Source organism: Verrucomicrobiota bacterium, from assembly GCA_037139415.1.
Taxonomy (GTDB): domain Bacteria; phylum Verrucomicrobiota; class Verrucomicrobiia; order Limisphaerales; family Fontisphaeraceae; genus JBAXGN01.
Window position 1 is genome coordinate 18,875 of the sequence record JBAXGN010000049.1, and the last position, 24,256, is coordinate 43,130.

The 24,256-nt window shown below is 57.6% G+C and carries 11 protein-coding genes; 5 read left to right on the forward strand and 6 right to left on the reverse strand.

Going from position 1 to position 24,256, the window contains the following annotated elements:
* Positions 1-16 precede the first annotated feature (16 nt).
* The gene (locus WCO56_10685; protein MEI7730029.1) at positions 17-1,951 is read left to right on the forward strand and encodes an alpha-L-arabinofuranosidase C-terminal domain-containing protein; all 1,935 of its coding nucleotides are present in this window, start codon (positions 17-19) and stop codon (positions 1,949-1,951) included.
* Positions 1,952-1,957: 6 nt separating this feature from the next.
* Here WCO56_10685 and WCO56_10690 read toward each other — a convergent pair whose 3' ends face one another.
* The 3 genes from WCO56_10690 to WCO56_10700 are packed head-to-tail and all read right to left on the reverse strand — an operon-like array spanning position 1,958 to position 5,161.
* Entirely contained in the window at positions 1,958-2,404 is a 447-nt protein-coding gene (locus tag WCO56_10690) for a thioesterase family protein (GenBank protein ID MEI7730030.1), read from the reverse strand.
* 39 nt (positions 2,405-2,443) lie between these two features.
* A complete protein-coding gene (locus WCO56_10695) occupies positions 2,444-3,784 on the reverse strand; it encodes a Gfo/Idh/MocA family oxidoreductase (protein MEI7730031.1) in 1,341 nt (446 codons plus the stop codon).
* A gap of 42 nt (positions 3,785-3,826) precedes the next feature.
* Positions 3,827-5,161, reverse strand: a complete 1,335-nt coding sequence (locus tag WCO56_10700) for a DUF1080 domain-containing protein (GenBank protein ID MEI7730032.1) — start codon at positions 5,159-5,161, stop codon at positions 3,827-3,829.
* 537 nt (positions 5,162-5,698) lie between these two features.
* Between WCO56_10700 and WCO56_10705 the strand changes: the two genes are divergently transcribed.
* Positions 5,699-6,043: a hypothetical protein gene (locus tag WCO56_10705; protein MEI7730033.1), complete on the forward strand. Its 345-nt coding sequence runs from the start codon at positions 5,699-5,701 to the stop codon at positions 6,041-6,043.
* Positions 6,044-6,643: 600 nt separating this feature from the next.
* Here WCO56_10705 and WCO56_10710 read toward each other — a convergent pair.
* Together WCO56_10710 and WCO56_10715 are read right to left on the reverse strand one after the other, a co-directional pair.
* Positions 6,644-7,885, reverse strand: a complete 1,242-nt coding sequence (locus WCO56_10710) for a uroporphyrinogen decarboxylase family protein (GenBank protein ID MEI7730034.1) — start codon at positions 7,883-7,885, stop codon at positions 6,644-6,646.
* Positions 7,886-7,887: 2 nt separating this feature from the next.
* Complete coding sequence (locus tag WCO56_10715) at positions 7,888-9,657, reverse strand: alpha-L-fucosidase (GenBank protein ID MEI7730035.1); 1,770 nt, start codon at positions 9,655-9,657, stop codon at positions 7,888-7,890.
* A 147-nt stretch (positions 9,658-9,804) separates the two neighbouring features.
* On the opposite strand from WCO56_10715, the gene WCO56_10720 reads away from it, so the two are divergent.
* From WCO56_10720 to WCO56_10730, 3 genes are all read left to right on the forward strand, one after another.
* Positions 9,805-11,679 carry a sodium/solute symporter gene (locus WCO56_10720; protein ID MEI7730036.1) on the forward strand — a complete coding sequence of 625 codons (1,875 nt, stop codon included), beginning with the start codon at positions 9,805-9,807 and terminating at the stop codon, positions 11,677-11,679.
* A gap of 265 nt (positions 11,680-11,944) precedes the next feature.
* Positions 11,945-13,105 carry a DNA-binding transcriptional regulator gene (locus WCO56_10725; protein ID MEI7730037.1) on the forward strand — a complete coding sequence of 387 codons (1,161 nt, stop codon included), beginning with the start codon at positions 11,945-11,947 and terminating at the stop codon, positions 13,103-13,105.
* Between the two features lie 326 nt (positions 13,106-13,431).
* On the forward strand, positions 13,432-23,829 hold the full coding sequence (locus WCO56_10730; GenBank protein MEI7730038.1) for an autotransporter-associated beta strand repeat-containing protein: 10,398 nt from the start codon (positions 13,432-13,434) through the stop codon (positions 23,827-23,829).
* 210 nt (positions 23,830-24,039) lie between these two features.
* On the opposite strand, the gene WCO56_10735 is transcribed toward WCO56_10730, so the two are convergent.
* Positions 24,040-24,256 (reverse strand): hypothetical protein (locus WCO56_10735; GenBank protein MEI7730039.1); only part of this gene is annotated, 217 nt, incomplete at its 5' end.

Sequence of the window (24,256 nt, forward strand, 5' to 3'; positions counted from 1 at the left end):
CAACGATATTGTGAATATGAAAATTAATACCAGATACCTTGTAGCAACGGCGGCCAGCCTGGTCGTCATGGCGGGCCAACTCACCGCTGGTGAGCCGGTCAAACTGAACACGGGCAAGGTGAACACACCGATCAGCCCGTACATCTACGGCCAGTTTATTGAGCATCTGGGCCGCTGCATCTACGGCGGCATCTGGGCCGAAATACTGGAGGATCGCAAGTTTTATTACCCCATCACCGACACCTACAATCCTTGGGGTACAGATAGCGACAAGCAATGGAACGCGGGGGAATTTCGGTTCCTCAATGGCTCGCCTTGGAAAGTGATTGGCGCGCCGGGGACCGTGGCAATGGACACGAACAAGCCGTACGTAGGGCAACAAACGCCGCTGATCCACTGCGACGGCAAACTCGCCGGGATTTCTCAGGAAGGGTTGTCCGTTCTCAAGGGCCATAAGTACGAAGGGCGAATCATTCTCGCCGGGGATGCCACGGCGGCACCCATCCTGGTGCGCCTGGTTTCTGATAAGGGCGCAGTGCATGAGCAGAAAATCGCCCATCTGACTCCCGGTTTTAAGACCTACGAAATTGAGTTCTCCGTAGGGACCAACAGTGAAAACACCCGGCTGGAAATCGTCAGCAAGGGCAAAGGATCCTTTAAGATTGGGACGGTTTCCTTGATGCCTTCGGATAATATTCAAGGTTGGCGTCGGGATGTAATTGCGTTGCTGAAGGAATTAAACTCGCCGGTGTATCGCTGGCCGGGTGGCAACTTTGTGAGCGGGTACAATTGGCGGGACGGCATCGGCAATCGCGATCAGCGTCCGCCGCGTAAAAATCCTGCTTGGAAAGGCGTGGAGCATAATGACGTGGGGATTCATGAATACATGGAATTGATGGCGCTATTGAAGACGGAGCCGTATGTGGCCGTGAACACCGGCTTGGGCACCGTCGAGGAAGTGGCCGCCGAGGTCGAGTATTGTAACGGAACTACAGCGACGCCGATGGGCAAATTGCGCGCCAAGAACGGGCATTCCGCCCCGTACCATATTAAATGGTGGGCGGTGGGAAATGAGATGTACGGCAAATGGCAGTTGGGCCACATGCCAATGGCAGAATATGTCAAGAAACACAACCAGGTGGCGGAAGCCATGTGGAAAGTGGATCCCCAGATCAAGCTGGTGGGCGTTGGGGCCGCCGGTGATTGGACCAAGACGATGTTTACCGTCTGCGCCGGCCACATGGACCTGATCAGCGAGCATATCTATTGCAAGGAGAAGCCGGATGTCCAGGAGCACACCAAACAACTGGCCAAATCCATTCAGCGCGTGGCTACCGCCCATCGCGAGTATCGCAATTCCATCCCGGAGTTGAAGGGCAAGAATATCCGCATTGCCATGGATGAGTGGAATTTTTGGTACGGCAATTATATCTATGGTGAGTTGGGTTGCCGGTATTACCACAAGGATGGACTGGGCGTCGCCATGGGGCTGCATGAATACTTCCGTAACAGCGACCTCTACTTCATGGCCAATTACGCTCAGACGGTTAATGTCATTGGCTGCATCAAGACCACCCGCTCCGCCGCCGCGTTCGAGACTACCGGCTTGGTGCTAAAGTTATATCGGCAGCACTTTGGGTCGGTGCCCATCGAGCTTTCCCAACCCACGGGTAACCTGGACGTCTCCGCCGCGTGGACCGCTGATTTTAAGGCCATCACCGTGGCGGTGGTGAATCCCACCGCGACCGCCGAAACGCTGGCGCTGGATTTGACGGCGTTCAATACGGATAAGGTTCAACAATGGCTGATTCAAAATTCAGACCCGCAAAGTTTCAACGAGCCCGGCAAGCCCCCCGGTGTGATCATCAAGGAATCGCGGGTGAAGATTGCGAAGAACCAAGTGTCGGCCCCGGGATACTCCGTGGCGCTGTATCGGATTCCGCTACGTTAAGACTGGTTAGGCTTGCAGCACGCCCAGGAACCAACCGGGCGGGCGAATCGGCTTGCCGACAGGATCGGTGAACGCGTGGATCGTGTAGCCGCGCGTCACCTTCTTGCCGGTCTCAGCGTGGACAATCTCCACGTCGCAACGTAGTCGTGCCCGCCCCTCAATGGTCATGGTGCAAGTCATGCGCAGCGGGTCATCATATCGGGCGCGCCCCAGATATTCTACGTGGGATTCCACCAGCGGCAGAAAGGCACCACGCGTTTCCATCTCCGTGTACGGGATGCCGAGCTGCCGCAGTAATTCCGTGCGTCCCACCTCGAACCATTCCAAGGGGCGGGAGTTATAGAAGGTGCCCATCTGGTCCGTCTCGCTGTAACGCACCCGAAACGTGATGGTATGGGAAAAAGCAGGCGTCTGGACCGCCTGCCGGGTGGATGCGTGATTGGTTTCACTCATGCGGAAACGTGGTTAAATGCCGCTGCGTGAACTGTGAGCTTAAGAGAGCCCCTTGATTTCCCAACCTTTGCGATACGTGCGGCGAATGTATTGGTTGGCATCGGCCAAGTTGGTGAATTTGAGATGCGCGCCGTCCCATTCCAGCGTGGTCTTGGGGAAACGGGTCGCTACGCCACCCAACAGCACTGCTTCCGTCAAGGGACCGGAATAATCAAAACCAGCCGAGGTCTTGCCCTTGCCCGTGCAGGCTTCGGCAAACTGGACGTAATGGTTCTGCGGTTCCAGTTTTGGGTATTGAAAGTCTTTATAGGTGGTGTCCGGGTAGAGTTCCGGCTTCGCGATGTGCGGCAGCAGCATGGCCCCTTTGGTGCCGATGAAAACCGAGCCTTGACCCGGCAGTTTTCGGTCTGCTGGCAGCAGGGCTTGCACCTCGGCGGGTGGACGTTGTCCGCCATCGTACCAAGTCACCTTCACGGTCTTTTCCTCAGTGAACGGAGTGCCTGGGAATACATAATGAATGACCGCATCCGTGGCCCAGTTATGCGCATTGGGCACAAGCCCCTCGGAGCGCACCGATAACGGTGAAGTCAACGCCAGCGCGTTGAAAACGGGATCATAGATGTGGCAGCCCATGTCGCCAAACGTGCCGGTGCCAAAGTCCAGGCGTTTGCGCCAATTGCTTGGATGATAATAACCGGTGCCAATAAACGGGCGCTCCGCGCACACTCCCAGCCACAGGTTCCAATCAAAACCGTCGGGTATTGGGTCGGTCTTATCGGGACGCGGTAGCAGATCGCCCCATTTCTTGTCACTGAAGGCGTGGACTTCCTTGATTTTGCCGATCACCCCTTCCTGCACGAATTTCACCGCCATGCGATACGAAGTATCAGAATGGATTTGAATCCCCATCTGGGAGACCAGCTTTTTTTCTTTCGCGACTCGGGTGAGTTGCCGGACTTCGTAAATGTCGTGAGCCAGCGGCTTTTGGCAGTACACATGTTTGCCCGCTTGCAGGGCCGACATGGCAATCGGGCCATGCATGTGGTCCGGGGTTGAGACGTTGACGGAATCCAGATTCTTCGCCTCCTTGTCCAGCAGTTCGCGCCAGTCCTGATACACCTTCACGTCCGGTAAGCGTTCTTTCAGCTTGGCCACCCGGGTGGTGTCCACTTCCGCCACTGCCACCAGCTTGAGGAATTTGGCCGCGCCAAAGCTGCTGATATCCGAACCCGCCATCCCCGCCGCGCCAAAGCTGGCGTGGCGCAGAATGCTGTTGGGTGATTGCGCCAGCAGATCGCTCGTGATAAAGGGCGCGGCAATGCCGGCCAGCGTGAGTTGCTTGAGGAACTCGCGACGGTGAGCGGTAAATGTTTTCTTCATAAGGCGTCTATCCAATGTTAATGAGACGGCGCAAGCGCAGGTTTACTTCAACTTCTTAATGGAGATATTGCGAAACATGACCGGATCGTTGTGACCCGCAAACCCAAAGAAGCCCTGCGTCCGATCCTTGCCCGGGTGCGGATGATTTCCCATGTATTCAGTAACCTTGGAGAGGTCGCAATCGAGAATCACCGTGCCATTCAGTTCCACCTTGATCTTGGAGCCTACCACCGTCACCTCCTCGTAATTCCATTGACCGTTGGGCCGGTGGTAACCGCGTTGGGCCGCCACCATGCCGTAGGCGGAGCCATGCGCTTGGCGCGGGTCTATCTTGGCATTGCGGGCCTTTTCATAATTGTCGTCCAGCACTTGGATTTCACACATGCCCACATAAGCAGTATCGCCCTGGCCGGGATAGCGGATGGCCAGGCCGTTGTTGCCGCCGGGCGGCAGGTTAATTTCAAGGCGGACAATGAAATCCGAATACTCTTCCTTGGTGAAGATGGTGCCGCCCTTCTTCGGCTTGCAGACAATGGCTCCGTCTTTGACTTCGTAATTGTCAATCGGGCCGTCCCAACCGGTAAAGTCCTTGCCGTTGAAGATCGGCTCAAACCCTTCGGGGTCTTTGCCGCGCAACATGGCGTTGGCCTCCTCGGCGGATGGTTCATGCACAAACACGTTGCGCCACCGGATTTCTCCACCGTGCGTTTGAAGTTGCAGCGGACCTTCAGGCGGCAGCGGAATCACGCGCGCCTTGTCGTAATAATTCTCATGGATGGCGTTCTCCACCACCTGCTTATCATTCAGCCAGACCCAAGTGCGGGTGCCGAGTTGCACCACCTTGAAATGATTCCATTCGCCAAACGGTTTATCAGCGAGCACCGCCGGATCTTTGCCGGGCGAGCCGGCGCGATTATTCCACAGGCCGCCGGAACCTTTATCGGCGCCGAGCTTGAATTTCGCCTGCTCGGTATAATCCCAGATTTGCACCTGTGGCGTGCCTTTCAAGTAGATGCCGCTATCCGCCTTGGGGACCGTGCGGTAATCCAGCAGCAGTTCGAAATCGCGGTAGTTTTTATCGGTGGTGAGGTACAATCCTTTGCCGTCATTGATCAGCTCCTCGTTTTCCACGCGCCAGTGCGCTTGGATGTCGGGCAGGCTGGCATCGTGCTTCTGTTTGAAGTCTTCCGGCGAGAGCGCCAGGTATTTGCGAGGATCCTCGGTGGTGGCACCCCACCAGCCACTCAGGTCCTGGCCGTTAAATATGGCTTGATATCCAGCAGGTGGAACGGCGGTGAAGGCAATGACCTGGCTGATTCCCAGCGAGGCGGCGCATGTGAACATCCACGAACAGCACGATGGTATGGCGTATTTCATGGACGAGGTTGTATGCGACCAACCCAACGATGGCAATGAAGAAAATAGGGCAACCGCATCGAAAACGAGAATGCAACAGCCGCAGTGAACCGGCTGGTGGCAATCGTGAATAATGGAACGAACAATTTTATGGTGAGTTTAGTTCTTGATATATCCCTTGAGGCGATAGGCGTACCAACCAATGGCTTCATGCAAGTACATGGAGGTTTTCTCGAACCCCGAATACCGAGGGATCAGGCTATATTTGGATTTGCCCTCCAGACTCACACTGGTTTTATAGTCGCACGCCACACACACCACCTCCAGGCCAGCCGTTCCATCGTCGTAGGGCTTTTACTATTTTACTTCCTGCTTCAGTTCCTCCTGGTATGAGCATGGTAAGCTAAAAATGTAAAATGTTTTCGCCCCCTGGAAACGGCTTTGGACGCCCCCATTGGCCCTCAGACGGGCGGATTGGACCCAAAAAAGTGCTGTAGTGGTTCCTAAAAGTCCCAAAACCATCGCCGAAACGGCCAAAAAGGGCACTCCGGGGTATATTTGGCCTCCCAGCCGTGCACCGACCTCCAAAACCTGTGCACCGACCTGCAAAACCTGTGCACCGACCTGCAAAACCTGTGCACCGACCTGCAAAACCCGTGCACCGACCTGCAAAACCCGTCCACCAACCTGCAAAACCCGTCCACCAACCTGCAAAAACCGTGCACAGACCTGCAAAACCCGTCCACCAACCTGCAAAAACCGTCCACCAACCTGCGAAACCCGTCCACCGACCTGCAAAAACCATCCACCGACCTGCAAAACCCGTGGACCAACCTGCAAAAACCGTGCACCGACCTCAAAAAGTGCTGTGGCGACCTCAAAAAGTGCTGTGGCGACCCATAAAAGTCCCGAAACCATAGCCAAAGAAGCTAAAAGGCGCACTTTGGAAGGTTTTGTGGCCACCTATCCCGCCGCCGTCCATTGCCACAACCCCGTTTCAGGGGGCCCCGAAAGGATTTGGGGGCACCCCCGGAGAGTTTCTACGCCCCCTGAAAAGGTTTCGGGGGCCCCCAGAGAGTTTCAGCGGCCCCTGAAAATGTTCCGGGGCGCCCCGGAAGTATTTCTGCGTCCCCTGAAAACCTTTCGGGGAGCCCCCGGAGAGTTTGGGGGAGCCCCGGAATATCATTCCCAGCGCCAAGGAATCATCTTCGGCCCGCGGGAAACGGTTCCTGGCCGCCGGAATTTGGGGCAAGTGAGGCCAAAAACCAGGGGCTCGCCTGTAAATGAGCGCCCCGCCGCCTCCCGGCGGGTATCGGGACGCACCGGAATCTCCAGCCTCCTTGGGACTGCCCGGCGCGGACGGCGATCCCCCGACGCAATGGGAGGTGGGGACGAGTTTGAACCCGGTGAACGCAGGCTTGCAAGCGCAGCGACGACCGTAGCGGGTTTAGAAAGTAAAACCCCGGAGCGATGGGTTCCGGGGTTTGGTTTGAGTTCCGGGGATCAGCCGTTGAATTCCTGGATGGCCTCGAACATGGCGAGGATGTTTTGCGGGGGCACTTCGGGGAGGATGTTGTGTACGGTGTTGAAGACGAAGCCGCCGCCTGGCATGAAGATTTCCAACCGGCGCCGCACGTGGTCCCGGACTTCCGCCGGAGTGCCCTGGTTGATCACGGATTTGGTGTCGCACCCGCCGCCCCAGAAGCAGATGTCGTTGCCGAAGTCCGCCTTGAGCCGCTCCGGCTCCATGTCCCGGCAACTGGTTTGCACGGGGTTGATGATGTCGAAGCCCGCTTCGATGAGGTCGGGCAGGAGCGCGCGGATGGAGCCGCAGGAGTGCAGGAAGGTTTTCATGCGCGTGCGTTTGTGAATGTACGCGCAGAGCTGGGTGTGGCGCGGCTTGAAGAATTTGCGGTAGGTGGCGGGGGACATGAAGGGGCCGCCGTTGGTGCCGAGGTCGTCGCCAAAGCGCACGATGTCTGCGGTGTCGCCCACGGCGCGGCAGATTTTCGCCAGGCCGGCCAGGTGCCGTTCGAGCAGGGCATCCAGCAGGGCCTCGACGTGGTCCGGCTCGGCGATGAGGTCCATGCAGAAGTTGTCAATGCGGCGGAGGAAGGTGCCCCATTCAAAGAGGTTGCAGCCGACGACGATCATCAGGGCGCGATCGGAGGATTGGCGCAGGGCGAGGGCGTTCTGGCGCAGGGTTTCCCAAAAGCCGGGGTCGCCGGCGTGATCCCACGGGCTGTGCACGAGGGCGGCCCAGAGGATTTTGGCCATCTGTTGGTCGAGGTCGCGGAAGTCATCCGGGTAGCCGTCCACGTACGGGAAGCAGCTTTGGTCAAAGAAGGTGCCGCCCGCCGGCATGTGGGCGATGTCGGTGCCGTCGGCCAGGCGCGCGATGACCGAGCCGTCCGGCTGGACTTCGGGATGAAACCATTTGGGGTATTGCGCGGGCTGGCCATCAGCGAGGGTGACGTTGTACCAATCGGCATCGCGGGTGTTGAAGGTGCGGCCGATGTCCAGGACGTCCACGCCGAGGCGCTGCAAGACTTCTTCCTCCGGCTGGGCGAGTTGTTGCACGACGTCGTAAAGGCGGGTCTGCCCGGTGTGGATGCCCAGGTGGCGTTTGAGGTTGCCATAGGCGATGGCGGAGATGCCGGAGCTGGGGGTGGCGCCCAAATCCACCGGCACCCGGTCCGGCTGGCGATGTTCGACGGCGGCCAGGATGCGTTCGCGTGAGGTCATGGTTATTTCTCCAGCAGTTCGATTTCGGAAAGGGTGGGGCCGTTTTTGGCTTCCAGGATGTTCAGGCGGAATTCCTGCGCGGTGACGGGCGGGAAGCTCTGGATGAGTTTGGCGCCGATGGTGGTGCCGGTGGTGAGCGTCTTCCAATCGCCCTCCGCGCGGTATTGGAACTCGAACTTTTGCACGCGGTTGGTGTAGCTCTCCGCTTCGCTGAGGCGCACTTTGCTGACGGTGCGGGGTTTGCCGAAGTCGGCGGCGATCCAGCCGGCGCGCATGTCAACGTCGGAGGCCCAGCGGGTGTGCGGGTCGTTGTCGAAGGCATTCTCCGGCCCGTACTGATCTTTTTGGTTCCTGTACACGTTGGAGGCGGTGGCTTTGACTTCGGCGGCGAAGGTGTTCTTGATGGCCGGCACTTCCATGACTGAGCCGTCCGCGACGAGCTTGATGATAGTGTCAATTTCCTTGCGGCCCGCCGGCGGCACGGTGACGGTGAGTTTGTCGCCGTCCTGTTGCACCGTGGCCGTCCCGCCACCGAGCACCGCGGCCGAGGTCACCTTGAGCGGCAGGTTGGGCAGGGTGATACTGTCACCCTCCCAGCGCATCACGTGCAGGTAAATGACATTGCCCTTGCGGGTGCTGGCCACGGTTTTGGCGGGTTTCCACGGGCCGCCGCGCGTGCCGTAAATGCTCTGGCCGTATTGGGCGAGCCAGGCGCCCATTTCCTTGAGGCGCTCGACCTGGCGTTTCTCGATGACGCCATCGGGCGTCGGCCCGACGTTGAAGAGCAGGTTGCCGTCGCCGCCCGCGCAGAGCACGAGGGTTTGCAGGCATTGCTCGAGCGTCTTCATGGTGTCGTCGGGCTTCCAGGCCCATTGATGGCAGATGGTCATGCAGGTTTCCCAGGGGCGCGAGTCCTGGTATTTGCCGACGCGTTGCTCGGGGGTGTCGAAGTCGCCGGGCGCGCCGGTGCGGTTGTTGATCACGATGTCCGGTTGCAGGGAGCGCACGTAATCCACGACGCCCTGGCCGCGCGTGCGGTCGAACTCCATGGGCACATCGAACCACAGGGTGCAGAGCGGGCCGTACTGGGTGATCAGTTCCTTGACCTGGGCGCGCAAGTATTGTTCGTAGCGATCCAGGTTATGCGTCTCGCGGCGGACTTTGCCGCCGGGGCTGGTGCGGGGGAAATCGGGATGATACCAGTCGCACGTGGAATAGTACGTGCCGAACGCCAGCTTGTTTTTCCGGGCAGCCTGCGCCAGTTCCTTGACGACGTCGCGGCCAAAGGGGGAGCGCATGATGTTGTGGTCGGTCTGCTTGGTATCGAACATGCAGAAGCCGTCATGGTGCTTGGTGGTGAACACCACGTATTTCATGCCGGCCTCGCGGGCGACCTGCATCCATTCGTCGGCATTGTAGTTGGTGGGGTTGAACTGCTTGTAGAGGTTGTCGTATTCCTCGATCGGCACCTGCGCGCCGCGCGACCAGCCAATCTCCGTGCCCTTGATGGCGACCGGCCCCCAATGGATGAACATGCCAAAGCGCCACGCCTGCCAGTTGGCAATCGCCTTCGCGGTCTCGATCGAAGTGGCTGGGGTAGCTGGGGTGGCTGGAGTGGCCAGCGTAACTGGTGGCACGGTGGCTGCACCCGGCTGCAAGCCGCGGCAGCCGGCGACCAGCAGGGCAAGGAGGAACGCCAGGGTTAAGAACATGGATTGCACCGACGGCCAGGAAGGCAGCACGGCGACTATTCGCTTATAGCATGATTTCATGAGTTCATTCAAACAGACCGACTAGGATTTGTCATTGAGGTTTTCCATATATTAATTATGGTTTTTGACATTGACACGATTCCATGAAATCGGGAAAATTATGCAAAGTCAGACCGTAAAAAAGCGACATAACGATCATCTTATACCATGAAAAACATCGGCATTATTGACCTGATCATCATTGTGCTCTACCTCGGCGGCATCGTCGGCGCGGGGGTGTGGGTGGGGTTAAGGAAACGCAAGGGGAGCGAGGCGGGCAGCTATTTCCTGGCGGGCAACACGCTGGGCTGGCCGTCCATCGGGCTGGCGCTGTTCGCCACCAATATCTCCTGCCTGCACCTGGTGAGTTTGGCGCAGGCGGGGTATGACTCGGGGCTGCTGATGGGCAACTTTGAATGGCTGGCCGCCTATACGCTGATTGTGTTGAGCCTGATCTTCGTGCCGTTCTACATGCGGGCCAAGATTTCGACGCTGCCGGACTTTCTGGAAAAGCGTTATTGCTCGCAATGCCGCGATTGGCTGGCGGGGGTGTCCATGGTGACGGCGATCATTTTCAACATCGCGTTTCCGCTCTCCACCGGCTGGCTGGTGTTGCACGGGGTGTTCGGGATTGATAAGTGGGTGTGCATCGTGACCCTGACCACGTTGACCGCGATCTACACCATTCTGGGCGGGCTTTCGGCGGTGGTGCTCACTGAGACGATTCAGGCGGTCATCCTCTTGCTCGGTTCGATCATCATCACCGGCCTGGCATACGTGAAAGTGGGCGGCTGGGATGGCATGGTCTCCCAACTGCAAACCGGCAATGATATGACCAAACTATCCATGCTGCGGTCTTCGGCGGTGGAGCCCAGCCTGCCTTGGTACGCGGTGCTGCTCGGCTATCCAGCCCTGAGCATTTGGTATTGGTGCGCCGATCAAACGATTGTGCAGCGCGTGCTGGGGGCGAAGGACGAGAACCACGCGCGCACCGGCCCGTTGTTCTGCGGGTTGATCAAAATCTTTCCCGTGTTCGTGTTCATCCTGCCCGGCCTGATGTTCCTGACAATGATTCAGGGCGGAAAACTGGATGGGTTGGTCCAACTGCGCGTGCGCAGCGAGGCGGTCGCCGATGCCGGCAAGGGTTCCGGTAAACAATATCAGCTCGAACTGAGCGGCGGATCGCTGGGCGGCCAGGTCCGCAAGATTACCTATGCGGAAGGGCAGCCGGCGCTGGATTTGACCAAGGAACTGGCCAATGGCGGCAAACCGATCACCCTGATGACCGGGTTGGAGGAAAAGAAATTGAACCTGCCCGCCAACGTCACGGTGATGACCTCCAAGGAAACCTACGGGCTGATGATCAAGAACCTGATGCCGGTGGGATTGTTCGGGGTGATGGCGGCGGCGCTGATGGCGGCGTTGATGGGCAACCTGGCCAGCGCCTCGAATTCGATTGCAACGTTGTTCAGCTATGACCTGTACCGGCGCTTCAGTCCGGCGACACCGGAGCATCGGCTGGTGTTGATCGGGCGGGTGGCGTCGCTGGCGGCGTTCCTGCTGGGGATCGGGCTGGTGCCGTTGCTGGATAATTACAAGAGCATCTTTGCCGGCATCAACGACATCATCGCCCATATCGCGCCGCCGATATCGTGCGTGTTTGCCGTGGGCGTTTTCTGGCCGCGCGCCTCCGCCTTTAGCGCCAAGTGGACCATGTGGGTGGGATCTCTGACCGGGGCGACGGTGTTTACGCTCAAGACGCTGCATGTGTGGAAGCCGGAAACCTTCGGGTTTATTCCGGCGTTCTTCTATGAAACGCCGTTCATGCTCATGGCGTTTTACCTGCTCTGCTTCTGCATTGGGCTGCAAATCACGCTGACTTTGCTGCGTCCGAAAGCGGCTGGGGAAGACCCGCAGAAACTGTATTGGGAACATCCGCTGGATTCCCTCAAATCGCCCGGCTGGCCTGGTTTAGCCAACTATAAATTTTTGGCGGCAATGGTGTTTGTGGCGATGACGGTGCTGTATTACATATTCAGATAAGCCTGGCTGTGCAGGTATCCGCAGCGGGACTTTAGTCGGCATTATCATGGCTGAAAAATCATCCTCCAACCACCGTAGCCAACGGCCCCCGGCTCAGGCGTCCTGTGTACTTAAAACGCCCTTGCCGCGTAGTCGTCGGAGTAATGGGGTTGGAAATTCAGAAATCCGAAATCCGAAATCCGAAATCTCTGGATCCCGTCTCCTTACCTCGACGGCTACGAAGAAATCCAAGGCCGTTTCAAGATGCCCCCACTCGATTCCCAGAGTGGCGTTGTTGGTGGAATCCGCGCGGGCTTATGGCCGGGGCTTGTTGCAGGGGATTGCCCATTATGTGCGCGATCATGCCCCGTGGTCCATGGATTACCAGGAACGCGAACTGAACGATCCGCCGCCGTCGTGGCTGGCGCGCTGGCAGGGGGATGGCATCATTGCGCGTGTGGAGACGCCGGCGATGGCGCAGGCCATCAAACGCTTGCGGGTGCCAGCGGTGGATTTGATCTATTGCCTGCCCGGGCTCGACATGCCCAGTGTGCGCACGGATGAACCGGCGGTGATCCGCATGGTGATGGAATATTGGCAGCAACGGGGTTTTCGCCAGGTGGCCTATTGCGGGTTCGACGGACTGTATTATTCCGAGTTGCGCAAGAAACTCTATCAGCAGGCGGCGGCCAAAGCTGGGATGACCTGCCACCTTTATCATGCGCCTCACCGTCTCGCGCACGCCTTGACCCGGCGCATGGAACAGGAAGGTATGGCGCAGGCCGCGCATCTGGGCCGGTGGTTGCGCAGCTTGCCCAAGCCCATCGCTTTGCTCGCTTGCAACGATGTTCGCGCGCAGCAGGTCTTGAGCGTCTGCCGCAGCGAAGGAATCAGCGTGCCGGATGAGATTGCGGTCCTGGGGATAGATAACGATGAAGTGCTGTGCGATCTGTGCGATCCGCCGCTATCGAGCGTGTTGCTGAATGCCCGGCAGATCGGCTATGAGGCTGCCCGGCTGCTGGAGGGCATGATGCGCCACCGGAAGCCCCCCGCCAAACCGATTTACCTAGGGCCAGTCAAAATCATCACCCGCCGCTCGACGGATGTGCTGGCGATTGACGACCCCCAGGTGGCCGCGATCCTCCGCCTGATTCGCGAGCGGGCGTGCGAGGGGTTGAAGGTCGAGGAACTGATCCGCTCCGTGCCGGTGTCACGCACGTTGCTGGAACGCCGTTTCACACGCCACGTTGGACGCTCCCTGAAACAGGAAATCTTGCGGGTGCAAATCGAGCGCGCCAAGACGCTGCTGCACGAAACGGACTTCAGCATCAGCGCGGTGGCGGAGCAATGCGGCTTCAAGTATGTGGAGTACTTCAACGGCCTCTTCCACGAACGCGTGGGGCAGACCCCGCGCCGCTACCGGCAACAGCGGCAGGCGGGTGCTTGAACGCAAAATCCGCAGCCCGAAAACCGAGTGCCGAAACATAGGCGGGAAGCCGCCAAAAAATCACCGAAAACACCTTGCAGTTATTTTTTAATCTGGCACGTTAATAGCACGCTTTGTTGGTGACAGGTCACAGACCAGCAGCCGGTGGTATTTTGTGCCCCGCGCGGCTGTGGTTATATGTTTGTTGATGGCTGAAACAGGCAGGGCCAAACAAATATGATACACGGTCCGGTAATGCCAGTCCCAAAGCTCAGTCTGCACGCACACTGAGCGGCTGGATGATTTTACCCGGACCATCCGAACAACCTTCCAAAATTAAAACGATTATGAATACAAAACACCAAACTATCTCTTTAAAAACCCTGGCTCTTCTTTGCCTGACAGGAATCCTGCTGGCGGGTGCTGCGCTGACGACGTTTGCCGCCCCCCGGAGTTGGGCGGGCAATGGCAGTACCCCTTCTTGGCTGGATCCCCTTAACTGGAATGAGGGTGCCTTGACCAGCGGTGACTTTCTGAGTTTTATCAGCCCAGTGACAAAGCCAGCCAATTCAAATGATGCCCCCGGACGTGTGGTGGGGTCTCTGACGTTTGGGCCGGGAACCAGCGGATATGGCTTGGGTGGGGCATCGTTATTCATCACCAACGGCATCAGCAATTCCAGTTCCAGTGCTTTGAACACAATTAGCAACTCGATCTCGTTTGCCACTCCGTCGGCGGTCGGTCTTGTCCAAGCCACCCAGACCGTATTGAACGCCGTTGCCAGCGGCAGCGGCGCGCTGGTGTTCAAAGGGTTTCTGACCAACAGCGCTCCGTCGGGTGCGGCGGCAGGCACCAACGTGCTGGTGTTTGGCGGCACGGGTGATTTCGGGGTGAGTAATGTTATCTCGGGGGTCGCGGGGTTGATCAAAACCGGCGCGGGCAACCTCACGTTGGGGGCGGCCAATACCTATGGCGGCAACACGGTTGCCGGTGCCATGGTGGATACGCTGCTCTTGGGCGGCACCATTCGCGCGGGGGCCAATAACGTGATTCCCAACGGCAATGGCAAGGGCAACCTGAATATCACCAATGCCACGTACGACCTGAACGGCACCACCCAGCAGTCGGTGGATGGTTTGAATGGCGATAGCACGGCGATCGTGAACAACTCTTCGACAGTGAGCAATTCGACTCTCTCCATTGGCAATGGCGGCAGTAACTCATTCTGGGGTGGTAACATAACAGATCCCAATTGGGCTTCGGGAGGCATTATCACCGTCAGCAATAATAACGGAGGCAGCACTTTCTTCACGGCTGCCAATGCCTACCACGGGATGACCCGGGTGCAAGGCGGCACGTTGATTCTCACCAATAATGGCACGGTGCTGAATAGCACTAATATTTATATCGCCAACGGTAGAACGCTTCGTATTGATAACAATAGTGTGGGCGGCAATCTGACTGATCGTATTAGCGATAATGCCCTGGTTATTCTGGATAACGGCGTTTTGGGTTTCTACCATAACGCGGCCGCTGGTGTAAATTACAGCGAGACGCTCGGCACCGTCATCTTCACAAATAATCAGAGCCGGATTGACTTGAATCAAGCGGCGGCCGGGCAAACCTGTACGCTGACCATTAACAATGTGGTTCGCTATGGTTCAGGATGGGGTTATTTCAGCGGCACTGGATTGGGATTGGACACGCGTTCCCGCATCATCTTCAACAATCCCGGTGCCCTGACCAACGTCGCCATGCAGTTGACACCGTCCGGTGTGCCCTTGGGTATCATTCCCTGGGCCTACAATGGCAGTGATGATTTGCAACGTTGGGTCAGCACCAACAACCTGAATTCACCAGCCATCCTGGTTGCCAACGACTACGCGCTGAATATTCCCGAAACGCAATGGGACATCACGAATAACGTCCGGCTCGGTTACGGTCAGACGTTGACCGGCAGCCGCACAGTGAGCAGTCTGAACCTGGGGGCGTCGGCGGTGGCACTGACGCGAGCTGGCGCATTACCTTTGGATTTGGGTGGAAGCAGTTTGCGCATCGCGTCTGGAGCACTGATGTTTGGTGGTGATTCTACGGGCATTTTCCAGATTACGAATGGCACGTTGACGGCTGGCATTTCGGCAGGAACACCGGCGGAACTGATGATCTATACCCGCAATACGGGCACGGCGTTGCCACTCAACGTCGGGTATTCGGCCCCCTACATCGGTTCTGAAATCGCGGCCAGTATCACGGATAATGGCGGTGGGGCGGTTACAGTGACTAAAGCGCTGGGGAACCCGCTCGTATTGAGCGGTAACAATACCTATTCTGGAGGCACAACGGTTGCGAACGGCGGTGGCACCTTGATTATCGGTAATGGCGGCACCACGGGTTCGGTCGGAACGGGTGATATTACCAACTATAGCGGTGAAATTTATCTGAACCGCTCGGATGACCTTCCCTTTACCAATGTGCTGCGCGGCACCGGCGGCAATTTCCGCAAGTTTAATGCCAACAACGTTATCATGACGGCGGACAGCGGTTCCTATGCAGGTACGGTTTATGCCTATCCCGGCCTCACGCCGGATACTGGCAGCCTGATTCTTGCCGGGGGCGGGCGCCTAACCAACGCCCCAATCACTGTACGGCGTAGCACGTTTGTCGTTTCCAACTCGGTCTCTGCGAATAACACGGATCGTTTGGGCGATGGCAAAGCTTTTACGCTGGAAGCTGGCACCTTTATTTACACCAATGACGGTGGTGGTGCCACCAACTACTCCGAGTCTGTGGGTGGTCTCACAGCCAACTACGGCTTCAATACGGTGGTGGCGGCTCCGCCTCAGGCAAATTACCGGTCCCGCCTCACCTTCTCTTCCTGGACCCGTAACAATAACTCTACCTTGAATATTGTAGCTCCGGGGCTGGGCACGAATGTTACCACGGGTAGTGCCACAAACTTGGTGGTGTTCACCACCGCACCGGGCCAGCAGTTCGGCACCTTCAACCCGGCGTCCGTGATTTGCGGTACGGAGTTTGCCAAATACACGACCAATATCAGCTTGGTGGTAACCTCCGTTGCGCCAGTGCTTGATACGGACTTCAATTCCATTGGCGACGCTGCGGGAGAGGCTAATTGGCGGGCCACCAACAATCTCAAACTGACCAGCAGCGCGGCGACCACTGCCTCTCGAACGGTCAACACCCTCAACCTGACCAATGGGCCCACCCTGACTCAGGCCCCAAACACCTACCTCACCGTCTCCAACGCGGGTATTCTGGCCAGCGGCGATGCCAATGCCACCATCACCGGTGGCATCCTGAACGGCGGAGTGGCAGAACTCATCTTCCATGTCATGATCTCCACAAATAATGGCAACACGTTGACGGTCAATTCAGTCATCACGAATTCGGCGTATGCCAATCTCGATTTAACTAAGAGCGGCCCGGGCACACTGGTTCTGGGCGGGGCCAATGTTTACAGCGGCCTGACCCGTATCGGCGGCGGTGTGCTCAGTGTAAGTCAGATTGGCGATGCGGGTTCGTCCAGTGGCCTTGGAACCAACATTGCCAGCGGCACCTATCTCCGTGGTGGCACGCTCCGATACACCGGTTCCGGTCTCGCGACTACCGCCCGGCCTTTCGATGTGCAAGGCAGTGGCGGTACCATTGAAATTAACGATCCGAACGGAAACCTTACCATTAATGCGGCGGTGGCTGGCAATAGCGGTGGAAATTATGCCGATTTGACCAAAGCCGGTCCGGGCACGCTCACTTTGGGAGGCACCACGGATAACAACAGTCTTCACGCCATCGTTCAGGCGGGTACGTTGGTGCTCAACAAGACTGTGAGCGGGAAGGCTTTAGCTGGCGTTTCCTACGTGGCGCCCGGCGCGACCATCAAGTATGGCAACACCACGTACGGCGACCAGATTCTTGACAGTAAAAACTGGGGCGTTTTGAATATGAACGGCACCCTTGACCTTGCTGGTGCGAGTGATGCCATTGTATGGATGACGGGCAGCGGTAATATTACGAACAGCGCCAGCACACCCTCGTTCCTGACCAATGGCGTGGGCGTGGCTTCCGTCAATACGCTCAACATCACGGATGGGGCGAACAGCGGCGGTGGCACGATCACCCTGGTCAAGAGCGGCGCCAACATTTTGGCGTTGAGCGGCAACAACACCTACAGTGGCAAAACGCTGGTACAAAACGGCACCCTTGCGATTGACGATGACAGTAGGCTAGGTGCAGTGCCGACAACGTATGTGGCCGATCAGCTAACCTTGGGTTATATCGGAACCTCGGGTGGATTTGGAACACTGCTAGCCGCACGTGGCAATTTCAGCATTGCTGCCAATCGCGGCATCACCCTCGCAACCAATGGTACCTTGGAGGCTGCTTATGGTGCCACCATGACCATCAACAGCATCATTACCGGAACCAACAATCTGACCAAGACCGGGCCCGGCACTGTTGTTTTGGCCAATTCCGGCAACAACTGGACCAACGGTCTGACCATCAGCGGCGGCACACTCAAAATGGGCGCTTCGGGGGTAATTCCTTACGGCTTCGGCATTGCTAACGTGACGGTCAACGGCGGATCCATGGGGATCGGTACCGCGAGCATTCAGAATTTTGGTACGCTGGATTTGAATGGGTTCGACACCAGTGTCAACGGCTTGACGGTGAACGTGACCACCCCCGGAGTAGGTGGCGTGGTGTTGAATAACGCGGCCAATACGACTAATACGCTATCCGTTGGTTATGCGGACGTGTCCACCACTCTCAACGGTGGTCTCATGGATAATAACAATAGCCTCGGCGGGGTGTTGGCCCTCAAGAAAGTCGGGACCAATATCACGATTCTGGGTAACTACACCAACACCTATTCTGGCGGTACCATTCTTGCGAGCGGCAACCTCAGCATTAATAATGACGCCAATCTTGGTGCCGTGCCGGCCACGCCGACCACCAATATCACGTTCATGGGCGGTACCCTAAGAAATGCGGCTAGTACCACATTCCCTGTAGTGCATGCCAACCGCATCGTCAATCTCACCACAAGCGGTGGGTTCCTGTCCTCTGGCTTTAATACCAGTCCCTTGGTCATCAATGGCAAAATCACGGGACCGGGTTTTCTCGGGATCGCCTATGAGAGTTCGACGAATGTGATTGCCAATCCGCTCAACGACTATACGGGTAACACCATTGTGGGCACGAACGGGTACACCCATTTTTACAATAACGTGGCTCGCTTGCGACTGGGGGCGTCCGAGGTCATTCCCAACGGCCCCGGCAAAGGCAACCTGCTCATTACCAATACCAGTTTTGTGGACCTGGGTGGGTTTACCGAAACCGTCAATGGGCTCAGCGGCTTTGGGACTGCCGTGGCGGGTAGTGTGGATAACACCTCGGGTAATGGCAACCTCATCGTTGGCGATGCGGACACGACCTCGGTGTTCGATGGCGTGCTCAAGAATACCTTTGGCACGCTCAGCCTGACCAAGATTGGCGCAGGCAAGCTGACCCTGACCAGCACGAACTCCTATGCTGGCGGTACGACCAATGCAGGTGGTATCCTGAATATTAACGCGGATACTGCGCTTGGGACGGCAGCGCCGCTGGTCTTCTCGGGCAATAGCGCGCTCCAGGAAGCAGCCAATCTCACCCTTTCGGGCAGTCGCTCCATCACGATCAACAGCGGCGTGACTGCCACGAATGATGACCAGGGATTCAACGTCGCCATCAACGGACCCATCAGCGGAGCGGGTAGCCTTACCAAAGTTGGTTCGGGGACACTCAGCCTGTACGGTGCCAACACCTATTCGGGTAGCACTGTGGTTGCGGATGGCACCTTGCTGATTACGAGTTCGCACCAAGGTGGCGGGGCCGTTGCCGTCAACGACGGTAAAGTTTTAACGATCAGTTTCTCTGGTCCAGAGCAGACCGTTCCCATGACTTCGCTGACGTTGGGGACCGCAAGCGGTGCGGCGCTGAACTTCACCGGTTGGGCGGCTGATCCAGCCACGGCCTCGGTCTGGGCGACCAATCTGGTCGTCAACGGTACGGTCACGATTAATCTCAGCGGCCAGTTTGTGGCCGGTGCCGCCATTCCGCTCATCCGGTACACGGGCGCCATTGGCGGCAGTGGGTTTGCCGGTCTGCAACTGGGCAATCTACCACGCGGGGTTACAGCCACGTTACAGGATAATCCGGGTGAGGTATCGCTGCTCATCACCGATGCCTCGGGTATTTCCTGGACGGGTGCGCTCAGTCCGATTTGGGATGTTGCCAACACTGCGAACTGGCTGTTCTCTGGCAGTGGTACCATGTATCAGGAGCCTCCGGGCGACGCAGTAACCTTCGGTAATGGGGCGATCGCCTACACGGTGATACTGAGCAATAATGTGGCGCCTTTGCAGATTCAGTTCACCAATACCGACTCCCCCTACACTCTCACCGGCACAGGAATGGTGACGGGCGCGGGGTTGATCATTCAAAATTCTCCGTTCACCAATACCCTCAGCACCACCAATACCTTTACGGGCGGTACGCTGATCAAGGATGGTGTGCTCAAGATGGGTATTTCCAATGCGCTGGGTGCTCCTTCCGGGCCGTATCTGGCCTCCATCAGTTCCGGTGCCGCATTGGACTTGAACGGTAATTTTATGGAAAGTGTGACGACCAAGGCCGTGTTGATCAATGGCCGCCGGGGCACCGATGGCGCAATTGTAAACAGTGGTGCCGCGTTGACGTCACATGGCGTGGGGAGTGTCACGCTGGGCAGCGATGCCGCACTGGGATCTGTCAATAATTATGACGTGGTCGGCCGCTTGGATGGCGCCGGGCATCACTTGGATAAGATTGGCGGTAACAGGATTGGCATTCGCACCGGGCCGGTGGTTAACCTGAATGGCATCACCGTCAGCAATGGAACTTTGGAAGTATTCGTTGATTTGGGCGGCGCACCCGTCGAAGTGCAGACCAACGCCTCATTATACTTGAATGGCGTAGTGGGTGGCGTGGTGTCCAATTCCACACTTACGATGCATTCCGGTACCTTCTCGGTCTCTGGAACCGCCAGCGGTTGGTCCGGCCCGGTCATCCTGCAGGATGGCACAAATGCCTTTAATCCCACCATTGGCAACTTAAGTCTCTTCGGCCCCATCAGCGGCACTTCACCGTTGACAAAAAATGGCGGGAATAGTCTGTTACTTTACAATGGCGCGAACAGTTGGAGCGGCCCCACCACCAACAGTTCAGGGGTGCTCTATGCCTACGCTAGTGGCGCATTGCCGGTGGATGTGGTCAACAACGCCATTGTGGCCTTTGTGCCCAGCAACGGCGCTACCATCGTTTACGGGAAGACGCTGACCGGTTTCGGCAATCTTGCCACGGCCTCCAGCGCCCTGGGTACCACCATCTTTACCGGTACGAACCTGTGTAGTGGCGGGTTGCAGGTCAATGGCGGCACCATGATCATCACCAATGGCGGATATACCACCAACGCGCTCATTGTGGGTTACACGAATACGGTCGGCAGCACACTGATCATCGGGGCAGGCGGCACAGTCAGCGCCACCAACTTGATTGTGGGGTTGGATACCACCAACGTCACCCGCCTCACCGCGTTGGCAGGCAGTACCTTCACGGTCGGTAAAGGTGCCAACAGCCTGTTCCGCGTGGGCGGACGCACCGGCCCCAATGTGAACAACTGTTCAGCCTTTGTGAACCTTGCCGCGATGTCCAATTTCACAGCTAATGTCGGGCAGTTCATGGTGGGCACCGATAACAGTTCGGGTGGCACGGGTAATTACGATGGGACGGTATTTCTGGCGACCAACAATACCATCACGGCGGCCAACTACGTTTATCTGGGCTTCAGCACCGTGGTTGGTGGCTCTCCGCTTACCAATACGATGGTTTTCGGCAGCGGCACCAACCTGCTCATTACCCCGCTGGCGATCGTAGCACATTACAAGACCAGTGGCTATATGTACATGAATAGCGGCGGGAATTTGACGCTCAGCAACACTGTGGCTCCCTACAAGACAGCGTTGCTCATCGCCACCAATAATGGCACAGGCAATACGACCACTGGTTTGGTAGATATGGCCAGCGGAACAATCAGCGCTCGCCTGAACAGCTTGGCCATCGGAAAAAAGGTGAACGGCGGCGGAACGGGAAATACGCGTGGCACCTTGAATGTTGGCACCAATGCCGCCAACGATATCCAAGTGGATAATGTGGAACTCGGTTACTTGGACAATGCCACCAATGCCAACATGCTGGGCATCGGCACCCTGAACTTCGGTGGCGGCGTTATGGCTATCAGTTCCAATCTCACCATGGCGACACTGATTGCCTACCCGGCAGTGGTCACCAATGGTTATTCCGCTGGTAACCTCAACCTCACAGGGGGAACGGTGACGCTTGGTGGCGATGTCGTGGTTGGGGTGGGATATAGTTCACTGATTCTTGATGGTGCCACGTTGGATCTGCGTCCGGAAGGGCGTCCGACCAACGGGCTCATTGGAACCGCTCTCTCGCCTCTCAGCACGAATCGTTTTCTGAGCGGGACGCTGCGGAATATAGGCGAGCTTAACGGCGGCACTCCGCTGGTGAAGACGGGCACCGGTACCTTGATCTTGGATGGCACCAACACTTATACCGGTCTGACCTTGGTCAGCAACGGCACGTTGCTGGTTCACGGCATCATTAACACCAATGCGCTGGTGACCTACGCGGGGGCCACCCTTGGCGGTAACGGCGTCATCCACGGTCCGGTGACCATCCAAAATGGCGCCACCCTCAGCCCGGGGGCCTCCATTGGCATCCTGACGGTCAGCAACTCCCTGACCATTGCCAATGGCGCGGTGACGGTCATGGAAATCAACAAGACCGGCAACGTCCTGACCAATGACCTGGCGCGGGCCGCCACCATCACTTATGGCGGCACGTTGAATCTGGCACTCAGCGGTTCGGCCTTGCAATCCGGGGATGCCATCAAACTCTTTGACGCCTCCTCGGCCTATGTGGGCGCATTCACCAATATCACCCCGGCTACCCCGGGGACCGGCTTGGTGTGGAACACCAACCAGTTGGCGGTCAATGGCACGCTGATGGTGCAAGGCATCCCGGTCATCACCCAAGACCCGGTCAGCCAGACCAGCGGCACGCATCTGACGGCGATCTTTACTGCCGGGGCACAGGGCTATCCGGCGCCGGATTACCGGTGGTACTTCGATACCAATACGCAGGTGGCGGGTGCTACCAGCCTGACCCTGACACTCAACAACCTGCAACTGAGCCAGGCAGGGTACTACCAGTTGGTGGCCAGCAACCTATATGGTTCCGCCACGAGCGCGCCGGCCCAGTTAGTGATTACCAATACCGTCACGGGGCCCAGCGTTTTAGTGATTACGCCTTCACCCACCAACTACGTTGAAGTGGGTTATCCAGTGGGCTTCCTGGCCACTGTGTCGGGGACCACGCCAGACATCCGTTGGTACTTGAATTCAAACTTCAATACCATGGTGTTCATGGGGGCGGCCTATACCAACCCGGTGGCCCAGTGCGTGAACAACGGGGAGTACTACAGTGTTACCGCCAGCAATGAACTGGGTGTGATCACCAGTGACGCCCCGGTTTATGTGGCAGTGACGGACACCAATCGTCCGGCATTTGTGACGGATCTGGTTCAAACCACCAACACCACCGGCGCGGGTTCAAACTTCACACTCTCGGTGACCATGGCGGCGAGCTGTCATGCCCCAGTGTACACGTGGTACTACAATACCAATACCGTGGTGACCAATGGCCTTTTTGACGTGCCGAATAATATCAATGCCTCACTGACCTTAACCAACCTGCAAGTGAGCGATTCGGGCAAATACATCGTGACGGTCACGAATAGTAACGGGGCCACCAATAGTATGGAAGTGACCCTGGTGGTAACCAACCACTCCAGTGTGGCGCTTGGCTTGCTGATCACCCCGTCGCCGACCAACACGGTAGATGCGGGCAACACGGCGGGATTCACCGCCACAGTGACGGGTGGCACATCGCCGATTGACTTCTACTGGTACAAGCTGCCGAGCCTGACCGTGCCGGTGGGCACCGGCAACAACTTCACCAGCGCGGTGGTGACGTGCCTAAGCGAAGGGGATGCGTATCAGGTGGTGGCCAGCAATATCGTCGGCCTGGTGACCAGCGCGGTGGCCTATGTGGAAGTGCGGGACCTCAACGTCCCGGCGTTCACTCCGGCGATCGTGACCACCAATGTGACGCTGTTGCAAGGGACGAACTTCAGCGTCGCGGTGGGTGTGGCGGCCTCCTGCAATCTGGCGACCTACCGCTGGTACGTGAATGCGACGAACCTGTTGGCGAGCCAAACCACGCCGACGCTGAGCCTGGCGAGCCTGAAGCTCAATGATGCGGGTATCTATACGCTGATTGTGTCGAATAACAACGGGTTATCCCAAATTGGGACCGCGGCGGTGGTGACGGTAACATACGTGGTGGAGAACCCGATGGTGTTGACGCTGGGGACAACGTTCCAAACGACGGTGACGGCGGAGCTGAACCGGGCGTACTGGCTGGAAGCCCGGGACAGCCTGACGGAAGGAACGTGGCACCTCATCATCGGGGTGACGAACGTGACGGGACCGCAGGTATTGCAAGACGTGCAGGCGACGAATGGCTTTAGATTCTACCGGATCGGCAGCGCGCCTGCGCCATAACGACAAATTTACGCGTACAGGGACGCGGAAGGCACTCCAACCCAAAGCCGGGCTCAATGCCCGGCTTTTTTTATTGTAACACCGCCCGGATTTGGTCCATCTGCGTCAGCGACACATACTCGATCTGCTAGCAGCCTGTCGGACTTAGAAAAGCAGTTTTTTTAAGAAGCCCGGACATAATGTGGGATAGGAGCCTGTATCACGGAAACGTTAGGTCGCCATGTGCCGGATTTGACCATCCACACCATCCGTCACAGCGCGTCCCAATCGAACGGAACTTGTTTTTCTTTCGTTGGAGGCTTTTCGCCCTTTTAGCCACCGCTGGCCAGTTTTAAGCCCGCGCCCATCAAATGCAGCCGCTTGAGGTTGTAGGCTCAGAACACCGCATCTGCGCCGAATAATTTGATACCATTGGGGATTGGCGGGT